General features: G+C 65.4%; 25 protein-coding genes. 18 read left to right on the plus strand and 7 right to left on the minus strand.

What is annotated here, in order from left to right:
- Nucleotides 1-76: 76 nt before the first annotated feature.
- Together EP380_RS18745 and EP380_RS18750 are read left to right on the plus strand one after the other, a co-directional pair.
- Nucleotides 77-1051 carry a complex I NDUFA9 subunit family protein gene (locus EP380_RS18745; protein WP_127600006.1) on the plus strand — a complete coding sequence of 325 codons (975 nt, stop codon included), beginning with the start codon at nt 77-79 and terminating at the stop codon, nt 1049-1051.
- Nucleotides 1052-1057: 6 nt separating this feature from the next.
- Nucleotides 1058-1825: a sulfite exporter TauE/SafE family protein gene (locus EP380_RS18750; RefSeq protein ID WP_127600008.1), complete on the plus strand. Its 768-nt coding sequence runs from the start codon at nt 1058-1060 to the stop codon at nt 1823-1825.
- Nucleotides 1826-1897: 72 nt separating this feature from the next.
- Here EP380_RS18750 and EP380_RS18755 read toward each other — a convergent pair whose 3' ends face one another.
- Nucleotides 1898-2704, minus strand: a complete 807-nt coding sequence (locus tag EP380_RS18755; protein ID WP_106572661.1) for an undecaprenyl-diphosphate phosphatase — start codon at nt 2702-2704, stop codon at nt 1898-1900.
- 376 nt (nt 2705-3080) lie between these two features.
- On the opposite strand from EP380_RS18755, the gene EP380_RS18760 reads away from it, so the two are divergent.
- From EP380_RS18760 to EP380_RS18800, 10 genes are all read left to right on the plus strand, one after another.
- On the plus strand, nt 3081-3773 hold the full coding sequence (locus EP380_RS18760) for a glutathione S-transferase family protein (RefSeq protein WP_106572660.1): 693 nt from the start codon (nt 3081-3083) through the stop codon (nt 3771-3773).
- 2 nt (nt 3774-3775) lie between these two features.
- Nucleotides 3776-4948 carry a tRNA epoxyqueuosine(34) reductase QueG gene (queG, locus tag EP380_RS18765; RefSeq protein WP_127600010.1) on the plus strand — a complete coding sequence of 391 codons (1173 nt, stop codon included), beginning with the start codon at nt 3776-3778 and terminating at the stop codon, nt 4946-4948.
- On the plus strand, nt 4945-5829 hold the full coding sequence (locus tag EP380_RS18770) for an SDR family oxidoreductase (protein ID WP_127600012.1): 885 nt from the start codon (nt 4945-4947) through the stop codon (nt 5827-5829). The genes queG and EP380_RS18770 overlap by 4 nt, the downstream gene beginning before the upstream one ends.
- Before the next feature lie 71 nt (nt 5830-5900).
- Entirely contained in the window at nt 5901-6911 is a 1011-nt protein-coding gene (gene mepA, locus EP380_RS18775; protein ID WP_127600014.1) for a penicillin-insensitive murein endopeptidase, read from the plus strand.
- Between the two features lie 95 nt (nt 6912-7006).
- Entirely contained in the window at nt 7007-7426 is a 420-nt protein-coding gene (locus EP380_RS18780) for a methylglyoxal synthase (RefSeq protein WP_127600016.1), read from the plus strand.
- 6 nt (nt 7427-7432) lie between these two features.
- On the plus strand, nt 7433-8461 hold the full coding sequence (locus EP380_RS18785) for a glucokinase (RefSeq protein ID WP_106572655.1): 1029 nt from the start codon (nt 7433-7435) through the stop codon (nt 8459-8461).
- 195 nt (nt 8462-8656) lie between these two features.
- Nucleotides 8657-10510: an ABC transporter ATP-binding protein gene (locus EP380_RS18790; protein WP_127600018.1), complete on the plus strand. Its 1854-nt coding sequence runs from the start codon at nt 8657-8659 to the stop codon at nt 10508-10510.
- Nucleotides 10511-10515: 5 nt separating this feature from the next.
- The gene (gene dapB, locus EP380_RS18795; RefSeq protein ID WP_127600218.1) at nt 10516-11322 is read left to right on the plus strand and encodes a 4-hydroxy-tetrahydrodipicolinate reductase; all 807 of its coding nucleotides are present in this window, start codon (nt 10516-10518) and stop codon (nt 11320-11322) included.
- The gene (locus tag EP380_RS23900; RefSeq protein WP_275069015.1) at nt 11319-11441 is read left to right on the plus strand and encodes a hypothetical protein; all 123 of its coding nucleotides are present in this window, start codon (nt 11319-11321) and stop codon (nt 11439-11441) included. The genes dapB and EP380_RS23900 overlap by 4 nt, the downstream gene beginning before the upstream one ends.
- A 9-nt stretch (nt 11442-11450) precedes the next feature.
- Nucleotides 11451-12068: a 2,3-bisphosphoglycerate-dependent phosphoglycerate mutase gene (locus tag EP380_RS18800; protein WP_127600020.1), complete on the plus strand. Its 618-nt coding sequence runs from the start codon at nt 11451-11453 to the stop codon at nt 12066-12068.
- Nucleotides 12069-12131: 63 nt separating this feature from the next.
- On the opposite strand, the gene EP380_RS18805 is transcribed toward EP380_RS18800, so the two are convergent.
- Together EP380_RS18805 and EP380_RS18810 are read right to left on the minus strand one after the other, a co-directional pair.
- Nucleotides 12132-12806, minus strand: coding sequence for a GNAT family N-acetyltransferase (locus EP380_RS18805; RefSeq protein ID WP_106572651.1), 675 nt, complete (start codon nt 12804-12806; stop codon nt 12132-12134).
- 179 nt (nt 12807-12985) lie between these two features.
- A complete protein-coding gene (locus EP380_RS18810) occupies nt 12986-13573 on the minus strand; it encodes an outer membrane protein (protein WP_158264410.1) in 588 nt (195 codons plus the stop codon).
- A gap of 156 nt (nt 13574-13729) precedes the next feature.
- Between EP380_RS18810 and EP380_RS18815 the strand changes: the two genes are divergently transcribed.
- Both EP380_RS18815 and EP380_RS18820 read left to right on the plus strand, forming a co-directional pair.
- Nucleotides 13730-15598: an ATP-binding protein gene (locus tag EP380_RS18815; protein ID WP_127600022.1), complete on the plus strand. Its 1869-nt coding sequence runs from the start codon at nt 13730-13732 to the stop codon at nt 15596-15598.
- 16 nt (nt 15599-15614) lie between these two features.
- The gene (locus EP380_RS18820; RefSeq protein ID WP_106572648.1) at nt 15615-15986 is read left to right on the plus strand and encodes a response regulator; all 372 of its coding nucleotides are present in this window, start codon (nt 15615-15617) and stop codon (nt 15984-15986) included.
- A gap of 234 nt (nt 15987-16220) precedes the next feature.
- On the opposite strand, the gene EP380_RS18825 is transcribed toward EP380_RS18820, so the two are convergent.
- Nucleotides 16221-16625, minus strand: coding sequence for a response regulator (locus tag EP380_RS18825; protein WP_106572647.1), 405 nt, complete (start codon nt 16623-16625; stop codon nt 16221-16223).
- A gap of 12 nt (nt 16626-16637) precedes the next feature.
- Nucleotides 16638-18008 (minus strand): aminotransferase class I/II-fold pyridoxal phosphate-dependent enzyme, encoded by a 1371-nt coding sequence (locus EP380_RS18830; protein ID WP_127600024.1) that lies wholly within the window; start codon nt 18006-18008, stop codon nt 16638-16640.
- 351 nt (nt 18009-18359) lie between these two features.
- Here EP380_RS18830 and EP380_RS18835 point away from each other — a divergent pair, with 351 nt between their 5' ends.
- Nucleotides 18360-20723, plus strand: a complete 2364-nt coding sequence (locus tag EP380_RS18835; RefSeq protein WP_238719931.1) for a putative bifunctional diguanylate cyclase/phosphodiesterase — start codon at nt 18360-18362, stop codon at nt 20721-20723.
- A 167-nt stretch (nt 20724-20890) separates the two neighbouring features.
- Here EP380_RS18835 and EP380_RS18840 read toward each other — a convergent pair whose 3' ends face one another.
- Together EP380_RS18840 and tlpA are read right to left on the minus strand one after the other, a co-directional pair.
- Nucleotides 20891-21073 carry a hypothetical protein gene (locus EP380_RS18840; protein WP_127600026.1) on the minus strand — a complete coding sequence of 61 codons (183 nt, stop codon included), beginning with the start codon at nt 21071-21073 and terminating at the stop codon, nt 20891-20893.
- A 129-nt stretch (nt 21074-21202) separates the two neighbouring features.
- Nucleotides 21203-21877: a thiol:disulfide interchange protein TlpA gene (gene tlpA, locus EP380_RS18845; protein ID WP_127600028.1), complete on the minus strand. Its 675-nt coding sequence runs from the start codon at nt 21875-21877 to the stop codon at nt 21203-21205.
- A gap of 30 nt (nt 21878-21907) precedes the next feature.
- Here tlpA and argH point away from each other — a divergent pair, with 30 nt between their 5' ends.
- The 3 genes from argH to lysA all read left to right on the plus strand — a co-directional run bounded on the left by argH (nt 21908) and on the right by lysA (nt 24920).
- On the plus strand, nt 21908-23308 hold the full coding sequence (gene argH / locus EP380_RS18850; RefSeq protein ID WP_127600030.1) for an argininosuccinate lyase: 1401 nt from the start codon (nt 21908-21910) through the stop codon (nt 23306-23308).
- Nucleotides 23309-23382: 74 nt separating this feature from the next.
- A complete protein-coding gene (locus tag EP380_RS18855) occupies nt 23383-23592 on the plus strand; it encodes a lipoprotein (RefSeq protein WP_106572642.1) in 210 nt (69 codons plus the stop codon).
- A 62-nt stretch (nt 23593-23654) separates the two neighbouring features.
- A complete protein-coding gene (lysA, locus tag EP380_RS18860; protein WP_127600032.1) occupies nt 23655-24920 on the plus strand; it encodes a diaminopimelate decarboxylase in 1266 nt (421 codons plus the stop codon).
- Nucleotides 24921-24965 lie beyond the last annotated feature (45 nt).

Raw genomic sequence — 24965 nt, forward strand, 5'->3', positions numbered from 1 at the left:
AAACCGATTATGAAGCGGCGCAAGGACGCCATCTTCGGATGGCGCGGTTTCGGCTGCCGACGGAGAAGTTTGCGCCATGACGACAATCGTATCCAACCCCAAGCGCATCACGGTGTTCGGCGGGTCCGGCTTTCTCGGCCGCCATGTCGTGCGCGCGCTCGCCCGGCGCGGCTATCTCGTGCGCGTCGCCTGCCGCCGGCCCGACCTCGCCGGCCATTTGCAGCCGCTCGGCAATGTCGGCCAGATCCAGGCGGTCCAGGCCAATCTGCGCTATCGTTGGTCGGTGGACCGCGCGCTCGAGGGCTCCGACTACGCCGTCAACGCGGTCGGCATCCTGTTTGAATCGGGGCGCCAGCGCTTTTCGGCCGTCCAGGATTTGGGCGCACGCGCGGTGGCCGAGGCCGCCCGTGCCGCCGGCGTCGGCATGACCCAGGTTTCAGCCATCGGCGCCGACTCACAAGCCGAATCTACCTACGCCCGCTCCAAGGCGCTGGGCGAGCAGGCGGTGCGCGAGACCCTGCCCGACGCGGTCATCGTGCGCCCCTCGATCCTGTTCGGTCCCGAGGACGATTTCTTCAACCGTTTTGCCGGCATGGCCCGTTTTTCGCCGGTCCTGCCCCTGGTCGGCGGCGGACACACCCGCTTCCAGCCGGTTTATGTCGCCGACGTCGCGGAAGTCGTGGCGCGTGCCGTCGACGGCAATCTGGCCGCCGGCACGACCTACGAGCTCGGCGGGCCGGAAGTGCTCAGCTTCCGCGAATGCATGGAAAAGATGCTGGAGGTGGTTGAGCGCAAGCGCATGTTCGTCGATTTGCCCTGGTCGCTGGCGCGTTTGCAGGCCTGGTTCCTCGAATTCCTGCCAACCCCCCTCTTGACCCGCGATCAGGTCACGCTGCTCCAGTCCGACAATGTCGTCTCCGAGGCCGCGATCCAGGACGGCCGCACGCTGGACGGGCTCGGCATCCGGCCGCAGGCGCTCGAGACCATTCTGCCCACCTATCTGTGGCGCTACCGCAAGACCGGCCAGTTCGTCACCGGCAAGGTGGCCTGACCGGTCTTGGATCTGCCCTTCGCCCTGCTGCCGGACGGGTTTGGCGTCGCAGCGGCGGCGATATTGGTGAGTGCCAGTTTCTTCACCTCGGCGCTGACGGCCGCTTTCGGTGTCGGCGGCGGCGTGGCCATGCTCGCGCTGATGGGCCTGTTCATCCCCGTCGCCGCGCTGATACCCGTCCACGGCGCGGTCCAGCTTGGCTCCAACACCGGTCGGGCCTGGCATCAGCGGGCCAATGTGTACTGGGTAATCGCCGCCCCCTTTCTGATCGGCAGCGTGATCGGGGCGGCCGGCGGCGCCTTCTTCGTCGTGCAACTGCCCGACGCGCTGCTCAAGCTCGCGCTCGGCCTGTTCGTCATCGTCGTCACCTGGAGCCGCATTCCCGGCATCGGCCGGCTCGGGGCGGCCGGCTTGACGCTGGGCAGCGCGGTGCTCGCCTTCGTCACCATGTTCATGGGCGCGACCGGGCCGTTGCTGTCGGCCTTCTTCGCCCAGCTTTTCCCCGACGACCGCAAGGCGCTGGTGGCCACGCACGCGGCCGGCATGACGGTTCAGCACGCGCTCAAGCTCGTCGTCTTCGGGCTCGCCGGGTTCGCCTTCTGGCGCTGGCTGCCGCTGATCGCGGCGATGATCGCCTCCGGCTATCTCGGTACGGTTTACGGTACGCGGCTGTTGGAGGCGCTGCCGGAGACGGCGTTCCGCCAAGGTTTCCGTATCGGCATTACCCTTCTGGCGCTCGACATGATGCGGCGCGGTGCGATGGCGCTGTTGTAAACCACTTGAGGGTCTGAAAAGCGATCCCCGCAGACGGGCCGGACCGTTCTGCCGCGATCGCCGTCGCGCGGTCTACCCCCAGACCAGAAGCGCGACCAGGCCGACGGAGCCCACGACCAGCCGCCACCAGCCGAACAGCCGGTAGCCGTGCCGGGAGACGTAGTCGAGCAGGTAGCGCACGACGATCACCGCCATGATGAAGGCCGTGACGAAGCCGACGGCGATGATCGGCAGGTCGGATGCCGACAACACGTCACGGTTCTTGTACAGATCGAAGACGAAGGCGCCGGCCATGGTCGGCATCGCCAGAAAGAAGGAAAACTCCGCCGCCGAGCGCTTGTCGGCGCCCATCAGCAACGCGCCGACGATTGTCGCGCCGGAGCGCGAGGTGCCCGGAATCATCGCCAGGCACTGGAAAAGGCCGATCTTGAAACAGAGGCTCGGCGGATAGTCCATCACGTCCGCATAGCGCGGTTCGAGCGCCAGGCGGTCGACCCACAGCAGGATCACGCCGCCGACGATCAGCATGATGCAGATCAGCATCGGCGTCTCGAACAGCACCGTCTTGATGAAGCCGTGTGCGGCCGCGCCCACGACGGCCGCCGGCAGGAAGGCGATCAGGATGCCGGCGACGAAGCGCCTCGTGCGCGCGTCGCTCGGAAAGTCCACGAGCAGCCGCAGCAGCCGGGTGAAATAGACGCTGAGAATGGCCAGTATGGCGCCGAGCTGGATCAGAACCTCGAAGGCCTTGCCGGTCGACTCGAAGCCCATAAAATGGCCGGCAAGCAGGATATGGCCGGTCGAGGAGACGGGTATGAACTCGGTCAGCCCTTCCAGAAGGCCGAGCATCGCCGCGTCCACAATCGTCTGCTGTGCCATCAAATTCTCCGGCTCGTCTTCTGGGCGCCGCCTTGCGTGTCCTGATATGTGCCCCTAAGAGACTGGCCCTTGACGCGACCCTGCCGGAGGCGCGGGAGATTTAGCGCGCCGGTCTTTAAAAGGCCAGAGGCTTGGGCCAGTCGTCATGCGGGATGTGGAGCGCGGCATGAGGAACGATCACATAGTTGCAGGCTGGAGAAGGCGGTCGGGGCCGGTCCCGTCCGCGCCGCCGCGGATCCGGGATGGCCGATTTCCGCCACATCCTTGCGCGATGCGTTAGCGTCCCGCTTGCGCCGAGCCCGTCCAGGGCTTGCCGATGGCAAGTTCCGGGCGCAAACCTGCACTGTCGATTGGCTCCAAACCCACAGTCCGAATCATGCTGACACTGTTTCATCATCCGCTGGTCGCCTCCTGCCGCTACGTGCGCCTGTCCTGCGCCGAATATGGCGAGGACCTGCAGCTCATCGACGAGAAGCCGTGGTTGCGGCGCCCCGAACTGCTCGAAATGAACCCGGCGGGAACCCTGCCGGTGTTGCTGGCGGAGGGCGACACGCCGATCGTCGGCGCCGGCGTGATCGCCGAATATCTCGACGAGACGCGCGGCGCGCTGATGCGCGAGCGCCGGCTTTACGGCGACGATCCATTCATGCGCGCCGAGATCCGCCGCCTGGTCGACTGGTATTTGGTCAAGACCGACAACGAAGTGACCCGCCATCTGGTGCGCGAGCGCGCCTTCAAGCCGCTGATGACCAGCATGCAGGGCGGAGGCTCGCCGGATTCGGCGGCGATCCGCGCTGCGCGCGCCAATGTGAAGCCGCACCTGAAATACACCAACTGGCTGGCCGGCACGCGCGACTGGCTGGCCGGCGACCGGCTCTCCTATGCCGACCTTGCCGCCGCCGCGGCGCTGTCGGTGCTCGATTATCTCGGCGAGGTGCCGTGGGAGGACTATCGCGCCGCGCGCGACTGGTACGGGCGCATCAAGTCCAGACCGTCGTTCCGTTCGCTTCTCGCCGACCGCGCCCCGGGCCTGTCGCCGGTGTCGCACTACGCCGATCTGGATTTTTGACCATGAGCCAGTCCGCGCGGCCGACAACGAGCCCCCTGCGGACCTTCCTCGATCGCGAGGCGGCCGCCGTTGGGTTCGACCTCGTGCGCGTGGTGCGGCCCGATGCCGTGCCGGATCTGCCGCAGCGGCTGCGGCAATTCGTCGATGACGGCCATCACGCCACCATGGGCTGGCTCGCCGAACGCATGGAGGCGCGCGCCGCCCCGCACCGGCTCTGGCCGGAGGTCCGCTCGGTGATCATGCTGGCGATGAATTACGGGCCGGACCACAACCCGCTCGCGGATCTCGCGCGCACCTCGTGCGGGGTGATTTCCGTCTATGCGCAAAACCGCGACTATCACGACGTGGTCAAGGGCAAGCTCAAGCAGCTTGCCGGCAAGCTGGCCGCGCGCGCCGGCGCCGACGTCAAAGTGTTCGTCGACACGGCCCCGGTGATGGAAAAGCCGCTGGCCGCCGCCGCCGGTCTCGGCTGGCAGGGCAAGCACACCAATCTGGTCAGCCGCAGCCACGGGTCCTGGCTTTTCCTCGGCTCGATCTTCACCACGGCCTTTCTGGAGGCCGATAGCGCCGAGGCCGATCATTGCGGACGCTGTCGCGCCTGCCTCGACATCTGCCCCACCAACGCCTTTCCCGCGCCCTACCGGCTCGATGCGGGCCGCTGCATCTCCTACCTTACCATCGAGCATCACGGCCCGATCCCGCGCGCGCTGCGTCCGGCGATCGGCAACCGCATCTATGGCTGCGACGATTGCCTGGCGGTCTGTCCGTGGAACAAGTTCGCCAGGTGCGCTTCCGAGGCCAAGCTGGCCGGCCGGGCCGACCGGCGCGCGCCGGCTTTGCGCGACTTGCTGGCGCTCGACGACGCGGCCTTTCGCAGCCTGTTCTCCGGTTCGCCGGTCAAGCGCACCGGGCGCGACCGTTTCGTGCGCAACGCGCTGGTTGCGGCCGGCAATTCGGGCGACGCCGCGCTGGTGCCGGCCTGCCGAAGCCTGCTCGACGACGCCGCGCCGGTGGTGCGCGGCGCCGCTGTGTGGGCGTTGTCGCGGCTTCTGCCGGCACAGGATTTTCTGGCGCTCGCCGCCGCACTTGCCGCCGATGCCGACCAAAGCGTGCGCGAGGAGTGGCAGGCGGCGTGCGCGGCGGCGCGCACCGGAAACAACAGGGAGTTCGCATGAGGCTGATGATATTCGGCGCCGGCTATTCCGGCCGCGCCATTGCACGACATATGCGCGCCGAAGCCGAGTGGGTCGCCGGCACAACCCGCTCGCGGGAGAATTTCGGCCGTCTCCGCGCCGCCGGGATCGAGCCGTTGGTCTTCGACGGCGAAACGTCCGATCCGGAGCTGCGCGAACGCCTGTCACAGGCAACGCATCTCGTCGTTTCGATCGCGCCGAAGAGCGAGGCCGATCCGGTTCTGGCCGCTTTCGCCGATCTTATCCGGCGCGACATGCCGGAACTCGCCTGGATCGGCTACCTGTCGACCATCGGCGTCTATGGCGACCATGACGGTGCCTGGGTCGACGAGGACACCGCGCCGCGTCCGGTCTCGCCGCGTTCGATCGCGCGCGTGGCGGCCGAAGAGGCCTGGCTGGCGCTCGGCCGCGAACGGGGCGTTCCGGCCGCCATATTGCGGCTTTCGGGCATTTACGGCCCCGGCCGCAACGCGCTCTTGAATCTGTCGAAGGGCACGGCCCGGCGGCTGGTCAAGCGCGGCCAGGTCTTCAACCGCATCCATGTCGCCGACATCGCCGGCGCCACCGCCCATCTCGCGCGCGCTGCGAAGGGCGGCATCTTCAACGTCACCGACGACGAGCCGGCGCCGCCGCAGGACGTGGTCGAGTTCGCCGCCGAAACGATGGGCGTGGCTCCGCCGCCGGAAATCCCGTTCGCGGAAGCCGAGCTGTCGCCGATGGCGCGCTCCTTCTGGGCCGAGACCAAGCGGGTGTCGAATGCGCGCATCAAGGCGGCGGGCTATCGCTTCGCCTATCCCGACTACCGCGCCGCGCTGAGCGGCCTGTGGCGGGACGGGGCCTGGGAGATCGAACCGGGCGCCTGAGCGTCGTCGCGTCGGCGGCACCGGCATGGTATGATTCGGGCAAGGTCGGGCGGCGAGAGCGGGAGCGCATCATGACTTTGAAGGCTTTTTTGTACGCAGGCGCGGTGGCGGCGCTGGTCGCCCTTGGCGGCGCCGCGACGATGCCGGCACAGGCCGGCGAGCCGCTCGCCAAGTCTCTGTTCGGCGCCAAGCGCCTGCCGGCCGCGACCACGCCGCGGGCCTGGGGCTTTTATTCCAAGGGGTGTTTTTCCGGCGGCATGGCGATTGCGGTCGACGGCCCCAACTGGCAGGCCATGCGCGTGTCGCGCAACCGCCGCTGGGGGCACCCGCAGATGATCCGGTTGATCGAAAGACTGTCGCGCGAGGCGGTGGCCGATGGCTGGCCGGGCCTGCTCGTCGGCGACATCTCGCAGCCGCGCGGCGGACCGATGCTGACCGGGCACGCCTCGCACCAGATCGGGCTCGACGCCGATATCTGGCTGACGCCGATGCCGGATCGGCGCCTTACCGCCTCCGAGCGCGAAAATCTGAGCGCGACCTCGGTGCTGCAGCAAGGCTCGCTCTACGTCGACGACCGCATCTGGACGCCGGCCCATGCGGCTCTGCTCAAGCGCGCCGCCGGCTACGCGGAGGTCGAGCGCATCCTGGTCCATCCCGGTATCAAGAAGAAGCTCTGCGACACGGTGACGGGCAACCGAGCCTGGCTCTCCAAGATCAGGCCGTTCTGGGGCCATCATTATCATTTCCATGTCCGGATTGGCTGTCCCGACGGCTCGACCGGCTGCCGTAGCCAGAAGCCGCCGCCGTCGAGCGACGGTTGCGACAAGTCGCTGGCCTGGTGGTTCACGGACGAGCCCTGGCGTCCGGCCAAGGGGCCGGCCAAACCCAAGGCGCGCGACGTCATGGTGATGAAGGACCTGCCGGCCGCCTGTCGCCAGGTGCTCGAGGCGCCGGCGCCGGTGTCCGAGGCCGCCGTGACCATCGGCGGCGATGCCGTCGCCGCGCCGCCGATCGCAGCCAGCGCCTTTGCCGCCACGCCGCGCCGCGAAATTCCCCTGCCCGAGCCGCGTCCGCGGCGCTGAACCGGCCAATGCCCGGCTTTTCGGCGGCAGGGGCTTGCCCTAAACTTTTTAAACCGGTTTAAGAGCCGAAACGGACCGGCGGGAAGGGATCAGGCGTGTCGGAAAGGCTGCGTCTTGCGCTGATCGCGCATGACAAGAAAAAGGACGATCTGGTTGCCTTTGCGCGCCGGCACCGCGCGCGGCTGGCCGGCTGCACGCTCTACGCCACCGGCACCACCGGCGGGCGCATCGTGGAGGCCTGCCAGGAGCTGACGGTTACCCGCATGAAGAGCGGTCCGCTCGGCGGCGACCAGCAGATCGCCGCGCTGATCGCGGAAGGCGGCATCGACGCGCTGGTGTTTTTCGTCGATCCGCTGACGGCGATGCCGCACGATGTCGACGTCAAGGCGCTGATGCGGCTCGCAATCGTCTATGATATCCCCATGGCGCTCAACCGGTCGACCGCCGAAGCGGTTCTCGGCCGGCCGCGGGCGCCCGGTAAAAGCGACCCAGCTTCAGAAACGGACGGCAGGTAGGACGACATGCCCATGGCGGAGGATGCCGACACGGTTCTCAAATTCCCGATCCTGATCGGCGACATCGGCGGCACCAATGCCCGCTTCGCCATTCTGGTCGATTCCTATGCCGAACCGAAGCAGTTCCCGATCGTGCAGACGGCCGATTTCGCCACGATCGACGAGGCCATCCAGGCTTCGATCCTCGACCGCACGTCGATCATCCCGCGCTCGGCCGTGCTGGCCGTCGCCGGTCCGATCGACGGCGACGAGATCGCGCTGACCAATTGCGACTGGGTGGTGCGGCCGAAGGCGATGGCCGCCGCGCTCGGTCTTGAGGACATCGTGCTGCTGAACGATTTCGAGGCCCAGGCGCTGGCTGTGATCGCGCTCGGGGAGGAGCACATGGTCAAGATCGGCGGGGGAGAGGTCGAGCCCAATGCCGGTCGGATCGTGCTCGGCCCGGGTACCGGTCTCGGCGTCGCCGGCCTGGTCCATGCCTGCCATACCTGGATTCCGGTGCCCGGCGAGGGCGGGCATGTCGACATGGGCCCGCGCACGGCGCGCGATCTCGCCGTCTTTCCGCATCTGGAGCCGATCGAGGGACGGATTTCGGCCGAGCAGCTTTTGTGCGGTCGCGGCCTGGTCAATCTCTACCGCGCCATCGCGGCGGCGGACGGCAGCGAAGCGCCATTGTCCACGCCGGCAGAGATCACCGCCGCCGCTCTCGACAAGAGCGATCCCGTCGCTGAGGAGGCGCTGGCCATGTTCGTGGTTGGCCTGGGCCGGCTGGCGGGCGACCTGGCGCTGGTGTTCATGGGGCGCGGCGGTGTTTACCTGACCGGCGGCATTGCCCAGAAGATCGTGCCGGCGCTGAAGGAACCGGCTTTCCGTGCGGCATTCGAGGACAAGGCGCCGCACAGCGACCTGCTCGGGCAGGTCCCGGTCTTCGTCATCACCCATCCTTTGGCTGCACTGACCGGGCTGGCCGCCTATGCGCGCACGCCCGCCCGGTTCGGCGTCGAGATCGACAGCCGTCACTGGCATATCCGGTGAGGCCATGGCTGCGCCGGCTTGACGCCGGTGTTGCAGCGAAGGCATAGGCATTGCCCGGCGATGACGCTAAGAGGGGCATTCCCGTCGGCCGGCGGGTTGCCGCTACCGACCGTGTTGATGCGGCCGGACGGCGGCGCGCTTTTCTCCCGGGCGGCCGAAGGGTCTTCGACCCGCCCGCAACGATCGGAATAGCACGTGACGCCACAGGGATTGCACAGGCCATCGATCGATCCCGGCGAAGTCGTCGCGATCCTGCGCCGCGTGATACGCGAGAACGGGCGCGAATACCTGCCGCATTATGGTTTCGCCGTGCTCTGCCTGATCGCGGTGGCCGGCACCACCGCCTTCGTCGCCTGGGTCATGAAGGATGTCGTCGACAGCATCTTCAATGACCGCCGCTACGACCTGATCGTACTGATCTGCGGCAGCATCGCCGCCGCCTTCGTGCTGCGCGGGCTGGCCACCTACGGCCAGGCCGTGCTGCTGGCCAAGATCGGCAACAATCTCGTGGCGCGGTACCAGAGGCGGCTCTTCGATCATCTCATGCACCTCGGGGTCGATTTCTTCGCCGATACGCGCTCCGGCCAGCTCGCCGCGCGCATCAACGAAAACGTCAACGGCATTCGCGATCTTCTGTCGATGACGCTCACCTCGATCGCCCGCGACGCGGTCTCGCTGGTGGCGCTGGTCATCGTCATGATCATCCAGGATCCGGTTCTGTCGCTGGTGGCGTTCCTCATCGGTCCGCCGCTGATCTACACCGTCAACCGGCTGATGCGCCGGCTGCGGCGCGTGACGCGCGAATCGGTCGAGATCAACGCCCATCTGATCGGCGCCATGCAGGAGGCCGTTCAGGGCATCGCCATCGTCAAGGCCTTCACGATGGAAGGTCAGCTCTCGGACCGGCTGTCGCGGCTGATCGACGATGCCGAATACCGCGCCAACAAGATCGCCCGGGTGTCGGAGCGCACCACGCCGATCGCCGAGATACTGGCCGGTTTCGCGGTCGCCGGCGTCATCGCCTATGCCGGGTATCGTACCGCCTTCGCGCAGGAGCCGCCTGGCGCGGTGATCTCCTTCATCACCGCGTTGCTGCTCGCCTACGATCCGGCGCGCCGGCTGGCCCGGGTCCAGGTCAATCTCGAAAAGTCGCTCGTCAATGCGCGCATGATCTACGAGATTCTCGACATCGAGCCGCGCCAGCGCGATCGCGAGGGCGCGCCGGCGCTGGCGGTTGCGGGCGGCGAGGTACGGTTCGACAAGGTCACTTTCGGCTACACACCCGACATGCCGGTGCTGAGCGATGTCAGTTTCGTCGCCGCTCCCGGCCGTAAAACTGCGATTATCGGCGCCTCGGGCGCCGGCAAGACCACGGTGATCGCGCTGCTGCAGCGCTTCTACGACGTGTGGGACGGCACGATTTCGATCGACGGCCAGGACATTGCCGGCGTGACCAAGCAGTCATTGCGCCAGTCGATCGCCTATGTCTCGCAACAGCCTTACCTGTTCGAAGGCACGATCCGCGACAATATCCGCTACGGCCGCCCGGATGCCAGCGATGCCGAGATCGAGGCGGCGGCGCGCCAGGCTCATGCCGACACCTTTATCGCCGCTCTGCCATTGGGTTACGACACGCAGGTGGGCGAAAACGGCATGACCTTGTCGGGCGGTCAGCGCCAGCGCCTGTCGATCGCGCGCGCGATCGTGCGCAACGCGCCGATCCTGCTGCTCGACGAGGCGACGTCGGCGCTCGACAGCGAATCGGAGGCGCGTGTCCAGCAGGCGCTCGAAACCGTGATGGAAGGCCGCACCACCATCGTGATCGCCCACCGGCTGTCGACCGTGATCGACGCCGATCATATCATCGTGCTCGAGGCCGGGCGCCTGGTCGAGGAAGGCACGCACAAGCAGTTGATGCGCGACCGGGATGGGCTTTATTACCGCTTTAACCAGATGCAGGGCGCCAGCACTCTGGAACTCGTGCGCGACGTTGCCGGCAAGCCCGGCACAGCGGCCGCGCGCAGGAAATCGGCAGGGAGCAAATCGTGAGCGCGATGAAACTGGTCGTTGTCGGCGCCGCCGGCCGCATGGGGCAGACCCTGATCCGCGTCATTCGCCAGACCGAGGGCGTCTGCCTTTCCGGCGCGGTGGAGAGGACCGGATCGCCCTTTGTCGGTCGCGATGCCGGCGAACTGGCCGGCATCGGCATGCTCAACGTCGCAATCAGCGATGACCCGCTGCCGGTATTCGCCGAGGCGGACGGTGTCCTGGATTTCACCGTGCCGGCAGCCACGGTCGAGTTTGCCGGCTATGCCGCGCAGGCCCGCATCGCCCATGTCATCGGCACCACGGGCTGCGCGCCGGAGGACGAGGCCGCGATCGCGGCCGCCGCCCGCCACGCCACGATCGTGAAGTCGGGCAATATGAGCCTGGGCGTCAATCTGCTCGGCGTGCTGGTACGCCAGGCGGCGGCGGCGCTGGACGAGGATTTCGACATCGAGATCGTCGAGATGCACCACCGCCACAAGGTGGACGCACCCTCGGGCACGGCATTGCTGCTCGGCGAGGAGGCGGCCGCCGGACGCGGCATCGCACTGGGCGAGCACAGCGTGCGGGTGCGCGACGGCCATACCGGCCCGCGCCCCAACGGTGCGATTGGGTTCGCCACCTTGCGCGGCGGCTCCGTCGTCGGCGAACATCAGGTTATGCTGGCCGGCGAGGGCGAGCGCCTCGTGCTGTCGCATCAGGCCGAGGATCGCACCATCTTCGCCCGCGGCGCGGTCAAGGCGGCGCTTTGGGCGCATGGTCGCAAGCCCGGGCTTTATTCGATGCTCGACGTCCTGGGTCTGGAAGGGCGATGACCCGCCACTGGGGCATGTATTTCCGTAAATCGCTGTTTTCGGTCGACGCGGTCGATTTCGCCGAAATCGTCGCGGCCATGCGGGTCGGAGATCAGTTTTCGCAATCGGCAAGCCAATAGGGAGACCCCATGTCAGGCACACTCGTCCTCGTTCGCCACGGCCAGAGCGAATGGAACCTCAAGAACCTTTTCACCGGCTGGCGCGACGTCGACCTGACGGAAAAGGGCCATGCCGAGGCCAAAGCGGCCGGAGCGCTGTTGAAGGCGCGCGGCACGACGTTCGACATCGCCTTCACCTCGGTGCTGATGCGCGCGCAGAAGACCTGCCAGCATATTCTCGACGCACTTGGCCAGAGCGATCTGAAGACCGAGCGCGATCTGGCGCTCAACGAGCGCGACTATGGCGATCTGGCCGGGCTCAACAAGGACGACGCGCGCGCCAAATGGGGCGAGGAACAAGTGCATATCTGGCGCCGTTCCTATGATGTCCAGCCGCCCGGCGGCGAAAGCCTGCGCGACACCGGCGCGCGCGTATGGCCCTATTACCTGCACGTTATCCAGCCGCACGTGCTGCGCGGCGAAACCGTTCTGGTCGCCGCCCACGGCAATTCGCTGCGCGCGCTGATCATGGCGCTCGACGGGCTGAAGCCCGACGAGGTGGTGAAGCTCGAACTGGGCACCGGCGTTCCGGTCGTCTACCGGCTGAATGCCGATTCGACCGTGGCGTCGAAGGATATTCTGAAATAGCAGAGGCGACGGGCCGCCACGGTGCGGGCCCGGCGCCATCCGGCCCTTTGGCGTCGGGCCTGCTTAGCGACGCGGGGCCTCTTTTGCCTCGGCGGCCCCGCCGAGGACCGCCCCGCCCATGGCTGCGACCTGGAAATCGACAACGGCCTTGGTCAGGCCCGAAACCGCAGTTGCAAGATCGGGTGCCGCCGGTGTCTGGCTGGTCGAGGCCGGCGTGGAGAAGGCGCGCGCCTTTTGGCGTTGCGCCAGCCGCCGCTTGAGGTCGATTTTGCCCGCGGCCTCCAGATTTTCGAAACGCAAGCCGGCATCGAACTTGCGCGCCAGCGCCTTCATCGCCTGGTTCTGCGGATGGGTGGTCACGTAAAGGCTGACATGGCCGAGCGCCACCGCGCGCTCGATAAGGCGCTCGAACAGCCGGCTGCCGATGCCCCGATGCTGCCAGGCGCGTTCGACGCTGAACGCGATTTCGGCCGATTTTTCCGGCATGTCGGCGCGCTCGTGCAATTCGGCTGCGCCGCGCAGGGCGTCGTCCTCGAAATAACCGACCACCAGTGTCCGCCCGTCAAAGCAGCGTGCGGCGTAGGCGGTCACGAAACGGTCGTCGGTTACGCCATTGAAGCGGTCGCGCCGGCTCGACGCGTCGAGCCGCAACAAATGCTCGCGGAAAAGCGGCAGGTCGCGCGGCGGCAGCACGCGGATCGTACCGGACAGAGACGGAAGCGGGTGGCGCCTGGCCATGTGTCAAACATCCTCGCGGTATTCCTCCCCGAGTCGTCGACTCTTTGCATGCCATGCATATTGTGCACCGCACACAAAAGAACAAGCCGCTGGTGGCGGCGTTCGCGAATGGCAGATACCTGCCTGGCGCATGGCTGTGGGCGGCGGGCCAAACCGCGTGGTCGGCCGCCGCGTTGCAATCAGAATTTGTAGCCGATCCGTGCGGTTACGGTGTCGAGGCGTGCGTCGATCAGCGTGTTGTCGAATTCCTCGAAATCGAAATGCGTGTATTGCAAGCCGAGCAGCAAATTGTCCGTCAGCGCGTAGTCGACATTGGCGCCGAGGGTCCAGCCCCAATCCTGCAATCTGATATTGGTGGTGGCGTAGACGGCGCCGCCATGTGCCGACACCAGAAGCCTGTCCATGGCGTAGCCGGCACGCAGCTTGGCCGCCACCGCGTCATTGGCGTAGATTTTGATCGGCGCGCGTTCGAAGCGGATGTCGAGATTGGTGTATTCGACCTCCGCGCCCACGACCACGGAGCCGAACTGGTGCAGGTAGCCGGCATGGGCGCCGACGACCCAGTCCTCGCCGTGATCCGGGAAAGGCGGGACGAAGGACCGGTCGACATCGTTCATCCACGAATAGCCGACGCTGGCGCCGACATAGGCGCCCGTCCACCCGAAGCGTTCGGGAGCGATTTCAGGGGCTTCGATGATGTCGATATCGGCTGCCGAGGCAGTGCCGGCGGCTGCCAGCAGAAAAAGGCATGAAAGCGCCTTGCGCATCGAAAGGCTCCCTAACGATCCATAAACCATGTTTGGAAAATTACGCGCTTATGGTTTCCGATTGCTTAACGGGTGCTGGGCACGCGAAACCTTGTTTACGTTCTCTCAAAATTTGCGGCGCAAAATTGCAGATCAATCGGGACGAGGGCCGAAAAAATGGAAATTCTGCGCCGGCTTGACGCGCTGTTGGAATGGCTGACGCCGCCGCAATACCGCAACGACCTGCATGTGCAGAAACGCGTGCGCATGTTTTTGATCAGTCACATGTTCGGCCCGATCATGGGTGCGCCGATCCCGATCTTCCTGGCCGTCGTCGACCCCAGCCCGTGGCCGCACGTGCCCCTGCTCGCCGCTTCGATCGCGGCGTTCTGGCTGTTTCCCGTCGCGCTGAAACTGCTGCCGAACCATTATACCGGGCTGGCGCTTTTGTCGGTCTTCAACCTGAATTTCGCAATTCTCTGGGGCTCGTATCACTATGGCGGGGCAAGTTCGCCCTTCCTGATGTGGCTTCTGGTCATGCCGCTGCTGGCGTTTTTCTATCTCGGCTCGAACATGAACACGCGCATCATCATCTTTGCGCAGATCGCCTTCGGGCTTGCTTCGTTCTATGCCGCTTTCCTGTTGGAAAACTCCTTTCCCGCGCATATCCCCGTCCAGGACATGGTGGAGATCGGCGTCATCTCCGCCTTCTGCGCGGCGACCTATGTGTTCTTCATGGCGAGCTACTATTCGCGGGTGGTCGATTCCCAGTCCGAACTGCTGAAGGAGATCGATCGCCACCAGGACACGATGAAGATGCTCAGGGCCTCCAAGGAGGAAGCCGAGCGCGCCAACGGTGCCAAGTCGGAGTTCCTGGCCAAGATGAGCCACGAACTGCGCACGCCGCTCAATGCCGTACTCGGCTATTCAGAAATCCTGCTGGAAGACGCCGAGCTCGAGGGGCGCGGCGAGGACATCGCCGACCTGCAGAAGATCAGCGCCGCAGGCAAGCATCTGCTCGCGATGGTCAACGACATCCTCGACATCTCCAAGATCGAGGCCGGCAAGATGGAACTCAACGTCGAACCCATCGATCTCGCCGGTCTCATCGACGAAATCGAGGCGACGGGCCGGCCGCTGGCCGCCAAGAACACCAACGCCTTCATCGTCGATCGCGCGCCTGATCTGGGCACGATGAACGCCGATGCCACCAAGTTGCGCCAAACGATTTTCAACCTTCTGAGCAATGCGGCCAAATTTACCCAGAACGGCGAGATCACGTTCTCGGCCCGTCGCGAGCGGCGCGGCGGGGCCGATTGGGTGGTGATCGCGGTCCGGGACACCGGCGCGGGCATCGCGCGCGAGCAGCAGGCCAATTTGTTCTCCAATTTCGCCCAGGCAAATCCCGCGATCGCCGCCAAATATGGCGGTACCGGGCTGGGGCTGTCGCTGAGCCAGAATCTATGTCGCCTGATGGGCGGTTGGATTTCTGTTGAAAGCGAACTCGGCAAGGGGTCGTGCTTCACCGTGCACCTTCCCGCCGGAACCGAGGCCAATGCCGAGGCCGGCGAGCGCGAGATGCTTGCCGATGCGATGGCCGAAACCCGCGAACGCAAGACCGGTTTCGCCGGCCTGTCGACCGGCGAGGGCAGCGAGCGGCAAAAGATCCTGATCGTCGACGACGACGTGGTGTTTCTCGAACTGGCCGAGCGCATGCTGATCAAGGAGGGCTTCAGTCCGGTTTGCACCGACGCGCCCGAATCGGTCCTGCAGATCGCACGCACTGTCATGCCGACCGCGATCCTGATCGACATCCAGATGCCGGGCCTCAACGGTTGGGACGTGCTCGACACGCTGCGCTCGGACCCCGTGACGGCGTCGATCCCGGTCTTCATGCTGTCGATCTACGAGGAGCGCCACAAGGCGCGCGAAAACGGCGCCTCGGGCCTGATCTCCAAGCCGCTCGACATCAACAAGCTGAAATCCGCCATGCGCGCCGTGCAAAAGCAGGAAGCCGACGCCGCGCCCGCACGCGCGACGGGTTAAGCCAATCGAGGCGATCATGACTGTGGTTCTCATTGTCGAAGACAATCCGATCAATCGCGATGTTCTCGGGCGACGGCTGGAACGCCGCGGCTACAACATACGCTTCGCCGAGGACGGGCCGGCCGGCGTTCGTGCCGCGGGCGAGGTGATGCCCGATGTCATCTTGATGGATATCGGGCTGGGCGAGATGGATGGCTGGGAGGCGACGCGGCGTATAAAGGCCGACCCCCGCACCGAGGCGATCCCAATCATCGCGCTGACGGCGAGCGCGTTCGAATCCGACCGGGTCAAGAGCCTCGAGGCGGGCTGTTGCGATTTCGACACCAAGCCCGTGGACCTGCAGCGTCTGCTGGGAAAGATCGAGGGCAGCCTGCAGGCCCGCCCGTGATCGAAGGGGGGCGGCGGGCAACCGCGCCCGATCCCGGCATCCCGCTGCCGGCTCCAATCTTGGCCGCCGAGCGCGCGCCAGCCTGACCGTGTGATCGATACGGCTCGGGGCGGCCGAGCCGCTTTCACGCCGGTCGGTGTTGTGGGGACTCGGGATTTCGAAATGGGCAGCCCCGCCACGCGCACGGGGCCGGCGCCGGCGCCGGCGATCGTTGCCGTCGGCGTTGTGCGCTGCTCAGGCGGCGGCCACGACGTCCCGCGCCAACAGCATGGCGCGCAGTTTCTGGAAATCGAGCGGCTTCTGCAGCACGTAGGGCACGGTCAAGCCGAGCGCCTCGGCCCTGGCCTGGGTCTGCTGGAGAACCGTCTCCTGCTCGCCGCTGACGATCAGGATCCGTCCCGCAAAACCGGCTTCGGCCAAAAGCCGCATCAGGTCGAACGCGTCCAGGTTCGGCATGTTGATGTCGAGCGCCATGATGTCGGGCGAGAGCGCTCGCGCGATGTTCAACACACCGCGCGAGTCGGAGGTCGCGAACGCCTCGAACCCGCAACGCTCGGCCACGCGCACGACGAGTTCGGCCGAGGCCGCGTCGTCGTCGACGGCAAGCAGGCGAAGGGCGCGCGAAGTCCGGCCGTTCATGGAACGATGTCCTCAGGCCGCGTTCGATGCGGCTTCCCAGCCGCGAACGGAACCGGGCGAGGGATCGTTTTCGCGATAGGAGCGAAATTCGAGATCGGCATGGCGCATGGCCTCGCGCATCAGCCGCACCAGCATGTCGACGTCCTCGGCAGAGTGATCGGCCATCACCTGCACCCTGAACCGCGCTCCTCCTTGCGGCACGGCCGGATACTCGACCAGATTGGCGATCGCGCCGACCGAGGCCAGTTCGCGCGAGGCGATCCGCGCCAGGCCCTCCGCCCCCACGCGCACCGGCACGATCGGCGACGGGTCGCCGAGCGTTTCCATGCCGGCTTTGGCCATTTCGTTGCGCATGTAGAGGATGTTGTCCATCAGCCTGCGGCGGCGCTCGCGCCCCTCCTGCGAGCGCACGATCTCGAACGCGGCCAGCACGGTTGCCGCCTGAACCGGCGACAGCGCGTTGGAAAAGGTCTGCGTGGCGCTGTAATATTTCAGATATTCGGCGGTTGCCCGGCTCTTGACGGCAACGAAGCCGCCATTCGAGGCAAACGTCTTCGAAAAGCTGCCGATAATGATGTCGACATTGTCGATCATGTTCTGCAGCCCGAGATGGCCGAGGCCGTCATCGCCGATGCAGCCGAAATCATGCGCGCAGTCGACCAGAAGCGTGGCGCCGTATTCGTCGCATGTCGCGCGCAGCGCGGCGATGTCAGGCGTGTCGGAATGCATGGAAAACAGGCTTTCGGTCACCACCAGGATGCCGTTTTCCCGATCGGTGTTACGGATGCGCTGAAGCCGCCGCGCCAAGCCTTCGACGTTGAGATGACCGTGGAAATGGATGTTCTGCGTTGCGGCCCGGGCGCCTTCCTGAAGACAGGAATGGGCAAGCACGTCGAGCACGACATGGTCGTTGGGCCGCACCAGGCCCTGCACCGAGGCGAAGCCGGCCGACCATCCCGTCGGATAGAGCACGATCTCGCGCTCGTTCAGATAGTCGGAGATGGTCCGCTCCAGCTGCAGCGATTGGCGAGTATTGCCCAAAAGCGCCGCCGAGCCGGCACTGTGCACGCCGTATTCTTCGATCGCCTCGATCGCCGCTTCTTTGATCCGCGGGTGTGAGGCCAGGCTAAGATAGTCCTGCGAGGCGAAATTCACCCCGGATATCTCCTCGCCGCAGTCGGTGCGTGCCGAACAATGCGTTTTCGGCGCCGAGGCGGTCGATTTGGCGTAGGGCCACAACCCGTGTTCGCGCCGTTCATCCTGCCAGGCGAAAAACCCGTCGCCGCGTCTGATCAGTTCCGCGCCCGCCGGCTGGCGAAAGTCGCGCAGGCTGCCTTTCAGGGCTGTTTCCGGAATGGCCCGGCCTTGCTTGTTTGCGCTCATATCGAAGTCCCCGTGTTCCATGCTCGCATTTTTCTTTGACGAGACAATACCCGGGACACTTCAATTTCCGATTAAGTGGAATGGTTTATTTTGATTTACAGCTTTTCAGGGAGAAAAAATTAACCAAGAGGCAAATGTATGGAAGAATATGTTTATATAAGAAATGCAAAATTTTAATTGAAATAACAATTAGTTTCTTTTGAGCCGCGTTGGTTTTCCAAATTCATAAAAGTATCAAGTGAAGAACGCCGTCTTTTTGCATGGAAACTGAAACTTAAGCAGGGCGTCCTAGTGTTTCTCGACACAAACCGTGGGGGTTGAGTTGTGCCGATAATGGGGGTCGTGCGCCGGTTGAGCGCCAGTTTCGAGCGCGCGGTGGGGGTGAGTGAACTCGATCCGTCGATCCGCGCGGGTTTGCATCGCCAGCAGATCAGGGCCATCGTAGAGGTTCTGCCGATCGCCGCGGCCGGGGCGATCGTCGCGGCACTGTCGCTGGTATGGGTCGCCGCCGGTACGTCGGCATTTCCGGCGGTCCTGATTTGGGCCGCGGCACTTCTGGTTTCGCTGCGAAGAGGACTGACCTTGTGGCGCGGCAGCGTGCACGACGGCGCCCCAGGCGACGGGACGCTGCGCGCCATCGTTACCGACACGCTGATTGCCGGAACGCTTTGGGGGCTCGTGCCGATCTTGCTGATAGGGCAGGATCAGGCGACGGTCACCCTGATCACGGCTGTGGCGATCGCCGGCATGTTGAGTGCCGGCGGCCTTATCCTGGTCACCCTTCCGCAGGCGGCACTGGCGTTTCTGGTGCCGATTTTCCTCGGCTCCCTCGTTGCGCTTACCCAGATGCAGGACGGTGCCACAGCGCTTGTTCTGGCCGTACTGCTGGTCTGCTTCATGGCCGTCATCATATTGGCGAGCCAGCGCCATGTGCGCGACTTCGTCGTGCACCGGGTGTCGGAAATGAAGATCAGCGAGCAGAACGAGATCATTTCCCTGTTGCTCAAGGAGTTTGAGGAAAACTCCTCCGACTGGCTGTGGGAATTTGATTGCGACGGACGGATCGATCGGGTTTCGGAGCGCTTCGAGGCCGCGGCCGGCCGCACGCGGGCGGCGCTTGTCGGTGTCGATTTCCTCGCCTTTCTGCAAGGCTTGGGCGATGGAAACGATCCCGTCATCCGCGGCATTAAGACCGCGATCGCCGACGGTGCGCCGTTTTCCGATGTCGAGATCCGGATCGGCGAGGCCCCCGGCGAAACCTGGTGGCGGATGACCGGCAAGCCGGCGCGCGACGAGTTCGGGGCCTATCGCGGCTATATCGGCACGGCGTCCGACGTGACCGCCGAAAAGCAGGCGGAACGCCGCATCAGTTTCCTGGCCCACAACGACGCGCTGACCGGGCTGGTCAATCGCGCCCGTTTCACCGAGCTCTTGAAACAGAACGTTGCCAGGTTGGAGCGCTACGGCTCGCCGTTCGCGGTGCTTTATCTCGATCTCGACCAGTTCAAGGCCGTCAATGACAGCATGGGCCACATGGTCGGCGACAGGCTTTTGGAAATGGTTGCCCGGCGTATCAAGAACATCGTGCGCGAAACCGACATCGCCGCGCGCCTGGGCGGCGACGAATTCGCGCTGATCCTGGCCAATGAATGCGAGACGGCGACGGTCGCCGGCCTGGCGGCGCGGCTGGTCGAGGACCTGTCCAGCCCTTACCAGATCGAGGGCGAATTCGTTTCCATCGGCGTCAGCATCGGCATCGCCGTCGCGCCGATCAACGGCATCCGCCCGGACCAGATTCTGCGCAACGCCGACCTTGCGCTTTATCGCGCCAAGGCCGAGGGGCGCGGCGCCTATCGATTTTTCGAAGCGCAGATGGATTCGGATCTGCGCGAACGCCGCATGCTGGAGGCCGAACTGCGTCAGGCGATCGCGGAAAACGAACTCGTCCTGCATTATCAGCCGCTGGTCTCGGCCGAGGACAATCGCCCCAGCGGCTTCGAGGCGCTGGTGCGCTGGAACCACCCGATCCGCGGTCTCGTTCCGCCGTCGGAATTCATTCCGCTGGCCGAGCAATCGGGGCTCATCAAGCAGATCGGCGATTGGACGATCGAGGCGGCCTGCGCCGCGGCCACGGTATGGCCGGGCGATCTCAACGTCGCGGTCAATCTGTCGGCGCGGCATTTCCAGCTTTCCGACATCGTGTCCGTCGTTCGCGACGCGCTGGACAAGACCGGCCTGCCGCCGCATCGTCTGGAACTCGAGATCACCGAAAGCCTGCTGATCGAAAACCCGGACGAGGTGATCGAGAAGCTCAACCGCATCCAGGCTCTGGGCGTGACGGTGGCGATGGACGATTTCGGCACCGGTTATTCCAGCCTCGCCTATCTGCTGAAATTTCCCTTCGACAAGATCAAGATCGACAAATCCTTCGTCACGGCCTCGTCCGAGGACGCGGTGGCGCGCGATATTCTGCGCTCGATCGTGTCGCTGGGACGCACGCTCAAGATCCACATCACGGCCGAAGGGGTCGAGACGCTCGAGCAGGTCGAGTTCCTGCGCGAGATCGCCTGCAACCAGTTGCAGGGTTTCTATTTCGCCAAGCCGCTGGAGGAACTGGATTTGGCCGGATATGTGCTGGCCAATGCGGCAACGCGGTTTGACGCGCGTGCGGACGATGCTGCCGGAGCGCAGCCCAGAACAGGTGCGACCGGTTGATCAGGCCGTGAAGGGAGGAGGGATGAGGCGGCGGTTCGTCGAATTGCCGCCCACGCCGGCCTGCTCAAGAGCGTTTGCAGGCGAGGTGGAAACCGGTTCGCCGTTCAAAAACGCGTCAAAACGATAAGTCGGAGCCGATCTGCGATCCCGTGAACAGCGGAACGGTTCTAGAATTCGAACGTCTGGCGGCTGTCGCCGAAAAGATCCCGGAACGGATCGTGCGGATGCGCCGCATGGGGATCGCCGTTGAACGGAGAGTCCTGTTCCTGCGATGGGTTCACGCTATCCCGCAACGCCGTTTCATTGCCGGAACGGTCGCCGCGCGGCTGTTGTTTGTCTTCCCCGACCATAGTCCCCTCGATCACGCTACGCGTTGTAAAATATTCAGATCTGCCCCGGAAGTGCGCCTGTATACGCCAAAACCGGCGGTAGCGCTCTCACAAATCCTTACGGGGTGTTACCTAATTGTGGCGTGTTACTTAATCGTTGCCGTGCATGGCGGCGCGGATCAGCGTCTTGGCATCGTCGGTGTGCCATTCGGCGGGGCCGTTCATATGCGCCAGCAGACAGCCTTCCGCGTCGATCAGCAGCGTGACCGGCAGGCCGAGCGCGAGCGAACGGGTTTTCAGCTCGTTGAACAGGCCGAGCGTGTTGTCGCGGTAGAAGCGCAGCGACCCGATGCCGATCTCGTCCAGGAACTTAAGCGGTTTCTCGTCGCTACCGGTATCGACATTGACTGCCACCACTTCGAAATCCGGGCCGCCCATCTCCTTTTGCAGGGCGTCTAGCGCCGGCATTTCGGCCCGGCACGGGGCGCACCACGTCGCCCACAGATTCATCAGCACCGTCTTGCCCGAAAGCGCGGCCAGCGTGATCGGCTTGCCGTCCGGGTCGTTGAAGGCAAGGGTGCTCAGCGATTGCGGCGGGTCGGCGGCCAGCATCGCCGCGACCGCGCCCTTGGCCGCCGCGCCCACGGCCGTCGCTTGCCCCGTCTTGGCCTCGCAGCTTGCCGCGGCGACGTCGGCGCCCGGGCGGTCCGTGTTGCCATCGGCGGCCGACCTCACGTATACGGCGATCGCGCCGGCCAGAACCCCGGCGACCGCGGCGGCCAGGATCAGGCGCGTGGCGGGCATGTTCAGCATCTTCCAGTCCATAGGGCCTAACTCCGGCGTCCGGTTAGCATCATGAGCGACAAAAAGACCAGCAACGAAATGTGGGGCGGACGTTTTGCCTCGGGGCCGGCGGCCATCATGGAGGCGATCAACGCATCCATCGACTTCGACCGCAAGCTCTACGCCCAGGACATTCGCGGCTCGCTCGCCCATAGCGTGATGCTCGCCGAAACAGGCATAATCTCGGCCGAAGATCAAAGCCGTATCGCTCACGGCCTGAACACGATCCTGGAAGAAATCGAGGCCGGCACCTTCACCTTTTCGGCCGCGCGCGAAGATATCCATATGAATATCGAAGCCCGTCTGGCCGAACTGATCGGGCCGTCGGCCGGGCGTCTACATACGGCGCGCTCGCGCAACGACCAGGTCGCCGTCGATTTCCGGCTTTGGGTGAAGGAGGAGCTTACCCGCACCGCCGAGGCGCTCAAGGGGCTGATCGGCGCCTTCCTGGCGCGGGCCGAGGACCATGCCGGCACCATCATGCCGGGCTTCACCCATTTGCAGTCGGCGCAGCCGGTCACCTTCGGCCATCATTGCATGGCCTATGTGGAGATGTTCGGTCGGGACCTGTCGCGGGTGCGCGACGCGCTCGAGCGCCTCGACGAAAGCCCGCTCGGCGCCGCCGCGCTGGCCGGCACCGGCTTCCCGATCGATCGCACCATGACCGCTGAGGCGCTCGGCTTCCGCGGCCCGACCCGCAACTCGATCGACAGCGTGTCGGATCGCGACTTCGCGCTCGAGTTCCTGTCGACGGCGGCGATCTGCGCCACCCATCTGTCGCGCCTGGCCGAGGAGATCGTCATCTGGTCGACGCCGCAATTCGGGTTCGTGCGCCTGTCGGATTCCTTTTCCACCGGCTCCTCGATCATGCCGCAGAAGAAGAACCCCGACGCCGCCGAACTCGTTCGCGCCAAGACCGGGCGCATCAATGGCGACCTGCTTGCCCTGCTGACGGTGATGAAGGGCCTGCCGCTCGCCTATTCCAAGGACATGCAGGAAGACAAGGAAGCCGTCTTCGACGCCGCCGAGGCGCTCGAACTCATGCTGGCGGCGATGACCGGCATGGTCGCCGACATGACGGTCGACAAGACCGCCATGCGCAAGGCGGCCGGCGCCGGCTATGCCACCGCGACCGACCTCGCCGACTGGCTGGTGCGGGTGGCCGGCCTACCGTTCCGCGAGGCGCACCATGTCACCGGCCGCGCCGTGGCGCTGGCCGAGGACAAGAAGTCCGCGCTCGAAAAACTCACCCTGGAAGAATTGCAGGCGATCCATGCCGGCATCACCGAGGACGTCTATTCGGTGCTGTCGGTGCGCAATTCGGTACGCAGCCGCACCTCGTTCGGCGGCACCGCGCCCGCCGAGGTCCGCCGCCAGATTCGCTACTGGAAAAAACGGCTGGCGCGCGCCTGACGCGGCGCCGCAAAAGGGGTGCATCGCAAAACGATCTCCGCTAAACACAGTGCTTCGTCATGACGAGGATTGCCATGTGCCTCCGCCGAACCGCCCTGCTGCTTGCCTTGCTGGCCGTCGCCGGCTCCCTGGCCGCGTGCGGACGCCGCAGCCCGCCGATCACGCCCTACGAGGCCGCGCTGGAAAAACGCGCCGAGGCCGAGAAGAAGGGCGAGGAACTGCCGCCGGCGCCCGAGCCGCCCGCAGCCGACAAGCCGTTCATCCTCGACGGTCTGATCGACTGACATGCAAGCTGCCCGGCGCCTTGCGGCCGGACTGATGAACATCTTTCTTTGCTGGACGTGACGTGAACCATTTCGATTATCGCGACGGCGTCCTGTTCGCCGAAGACGTGCCGGTGCCGCAGATCGCGGCTGCCGTCGGAACGCCGTTCTACTGCTATTCGACCGCCACGCTGAGCCGGCATTATAACGTGTTTTCGAACGCCTTTGCCGACCTCGACGCGCTGGTGTGCTACGCGATGAAGGCGAATTCCAACCAGGCGGTGCTGAAAACGCTCGCCGGTCTCGGCGCCGGCGCCGACGTGGTCTCGGAAGGCGAATTGCGCCGCGCGCTGGCGGCCGGTTTCGATCCCGGCAAGATCCTGTTTTCGGGCGTCGGCAAAACCGCCGCGGAGATGGATTTCGCGCTCCAGGCCGGCATTTTTTGCTTCAACGTGGAATCCGAGCCCGAACTGGAGTTGTTGTCGGCACGCGCGGTCGCGGCCGGGCGGGTCGCGCCGGTCTCGCTGCGCATCAACCCGGACGTCGATGCCAGGACGCACCGTAAGATTTCCACCGGCAAGGCGGAAAACAAGTTCGGCATCGCCTGGCAGCATGCGCGCGACGCCTATCGTCGCGCCGCCGCCCTGCCGGGGCTCCGCGTCAGCGGCGTCGACATGCATATCGGCAGCCAGATCACCGAGTTGCAGCCCTTCGACGACGCTTTCGCCCTGCTGACCGAGCTGACCCAGGCGCTGCGGGCCGACGGCCACGCCATCGAACATGTCGATCTCGGCGGGGGGCTCGGCATTCCCTACCGTTTCGACGACGATCCGCCGCCCTTGCCGGACGCCTATGCGGCGATGGTGCGCAAGCGCATGGCCGGGCTCGGCGTCAAGGTGATCTTCGAACCGGGACGCATGATCGTCGGCAATGCCGGCATCCTGGTGGCGAGCGTCATCTTCCTGAAGGAGGGCGATGCCCGCAATTTCCTGATCGTCGACGCGGCCATGAACGATTTGATCCGCCCGACGCTCTACGACGCCTATCACGACATCCGCCCGGTCGCGCAGCCGGGCCGCGATACGCAGACCCTGACAGTCGATGTCGTCGGCCCTGTCTGCGAGACCGGCGATTATCTCGGCCTGGAACGATCCCTGCCGCGGATGGGGCCGGGCGACCTGATCGCCGTCGGGACGGCCGGTGCTTACGGCGCGGTGCAGTCGGGCACCTACAACACCCGCCTGCTCGTGCCCGAGGTGCTGGTCAGCGGCGATCGCTGTCACGTCGTGCGCCCGCGCCCGACCTATGACGCGCTGATCGGCCTGGATTCCGTTCCCGACTGGCTTTAGAGCCGGCAGGCGGGTTTCGCGCGCCACTCAGCGCGATCACGATTG

The sequence above is a fragment of the Nitratireductor alexandrii genome (assembly GCF_004000215.1).
GTDB lineage: Bacteria > Pseudomonadota > Alphaproteobacteria > Rhizobiales > Rhizobiaceae > Mangrovimarina > Mangrovimarina alexandrii.

Bases quoted from the DNA above. Each gene is read 5' to 3' on its own strand.
- EP380_RS18800 (WP_127600020.1), top strand. From the start codon at position 11,451: ATGTCAGGCACACTCGTCCTCGTTCGCCACGGCCAGAGCGAATGGAAC.
- EP380_RS18805 (WP_106572651.1), bottom strand. From the start codon at position 12,806: ATGGCCAGGCGCCACCCGCTTCCGTCTCTGTCCGGTACGATCCGCGTG.
- tlpA (WP_127600028.1), bottom strand. From the start codon at position 21,877: ATGGACTGGAAGATGCTGAACATGCCCGCCACGCGCCTGATCCTGGCC.
- EP380_RS18785 (WP_106572655.1), top strand. From the start codon at position 7,433: ATGCCCATGGCGGAGGATGCCGACACGGTTCTCAAATTCCCGATCCTG.
- EP380_RS18820 (WP_106572648.1), top strand. From the start codon at position 15,615: ATGACTGTGGTTCTCATTGTCGAAGACAATCCGATCAATCGCGATGTT.
- EP380_RS18825 (WP_106572647.1), bottom strand. From the start codon at position 16,625: ATGAACGGCCGGACTTCGCGCGCCCTTCGCCTGCTTGCCGTCGACGAC.
- EP380_RS18745 (WP_127600006.1), top strand. From the start codon at position 77: ATGACGACAATCGTATCCAACCCCAAGCGCATCACGGTGTTCGGCGGG.
- EP380_RS18855 (WP_106572642.1), top strand. From the start codon at position 23,383: ATGTGCCTCCGCCGAACCGCCCTGCTGCTTGCCTTGCTGGCCGTCGCC.
- EP380_RS18755 (WP_106572661.1), bottom strand. From the start codon at position 2,704: ATGGCACAGCAGACGATTGTGGACGCGGCGATGCTCGGCCTTCTGGAA.
- EP380_RS18770 (WP_127600012.1), top strand. From the start codon at position 4,945: ATGAGGCTGATGATATTCGGCGCCGGCTATTCCGGCCGCGCCATTGCA.
- EP380_RS18810 (WP_158264410.1), bottom strand. From the start codon at position 13,573: ATGCGCAAGGCGCTTTCATGCCTTTTTCTGCTGGCAGCCGCCGGCACT.
- argH (WP_127600030.1), top strand. From the start codon at position 21,908: ATGAGCGACAAAAAGACCAGCAACGAAATGTGGGGCGGACGTTTTGCC.
- EP380_RS18815 (WP_127600022.1), top strand. From the start codon at position 13,730: ATGGAAATTCTGCGCCGGCTTGACGCGCTGTTGGAATGGCTGACGCCG.
- EP380_RS18760 (WP_106572660.1), top strand. From the start codon at position 3,081: ATGCTGACACTGTTTCATCATCCGCTGGTCGCCTCCTGCCGCTACGTG.
- EP380_RS23900 (WP_275069015.1), top strand. From the start codon at position 11,319: ATGACCCGCCACTGGGGCATGTATTTCCGTAAATCGCTGTTTTCGGTC.
- EP380_RS18830 (WP_127600024.1), bottom strand. From the start codon at position 18,008: ATGAGCGCAAACAAGCAAGGCCGGGCCATTCCGGAAACAGCCCTGAAA.
- EP380_RS18840 (WP_127600026.1), bottom strand. From the start codon at position 21,073: ATGGTCGGGGAAGACAAACAACAGCCGCGCGGCGACCGTTCCGGCAAT.
- mepA (WP_127600014.1), top strand. From the start codon at position 5,901: ATGACTTTGAAGGCTTTTTTGTACGCAGGCGCGGTGGCGGCGCTGGTC.
- queG (WP_127600010.1), top strand. From the start codon at position 3,776: ATGAGCCAGTCCGCGCGGCCGACAACGAGCCCCCTGCGGACCTTCCTC.
- dapB (WP_127600218.1), top strand. From the start codon at position 10,516: ATGAAACTGGTCGTTGTCGGCGCCGCCGGCCGCATGGGGCAGACCCTG.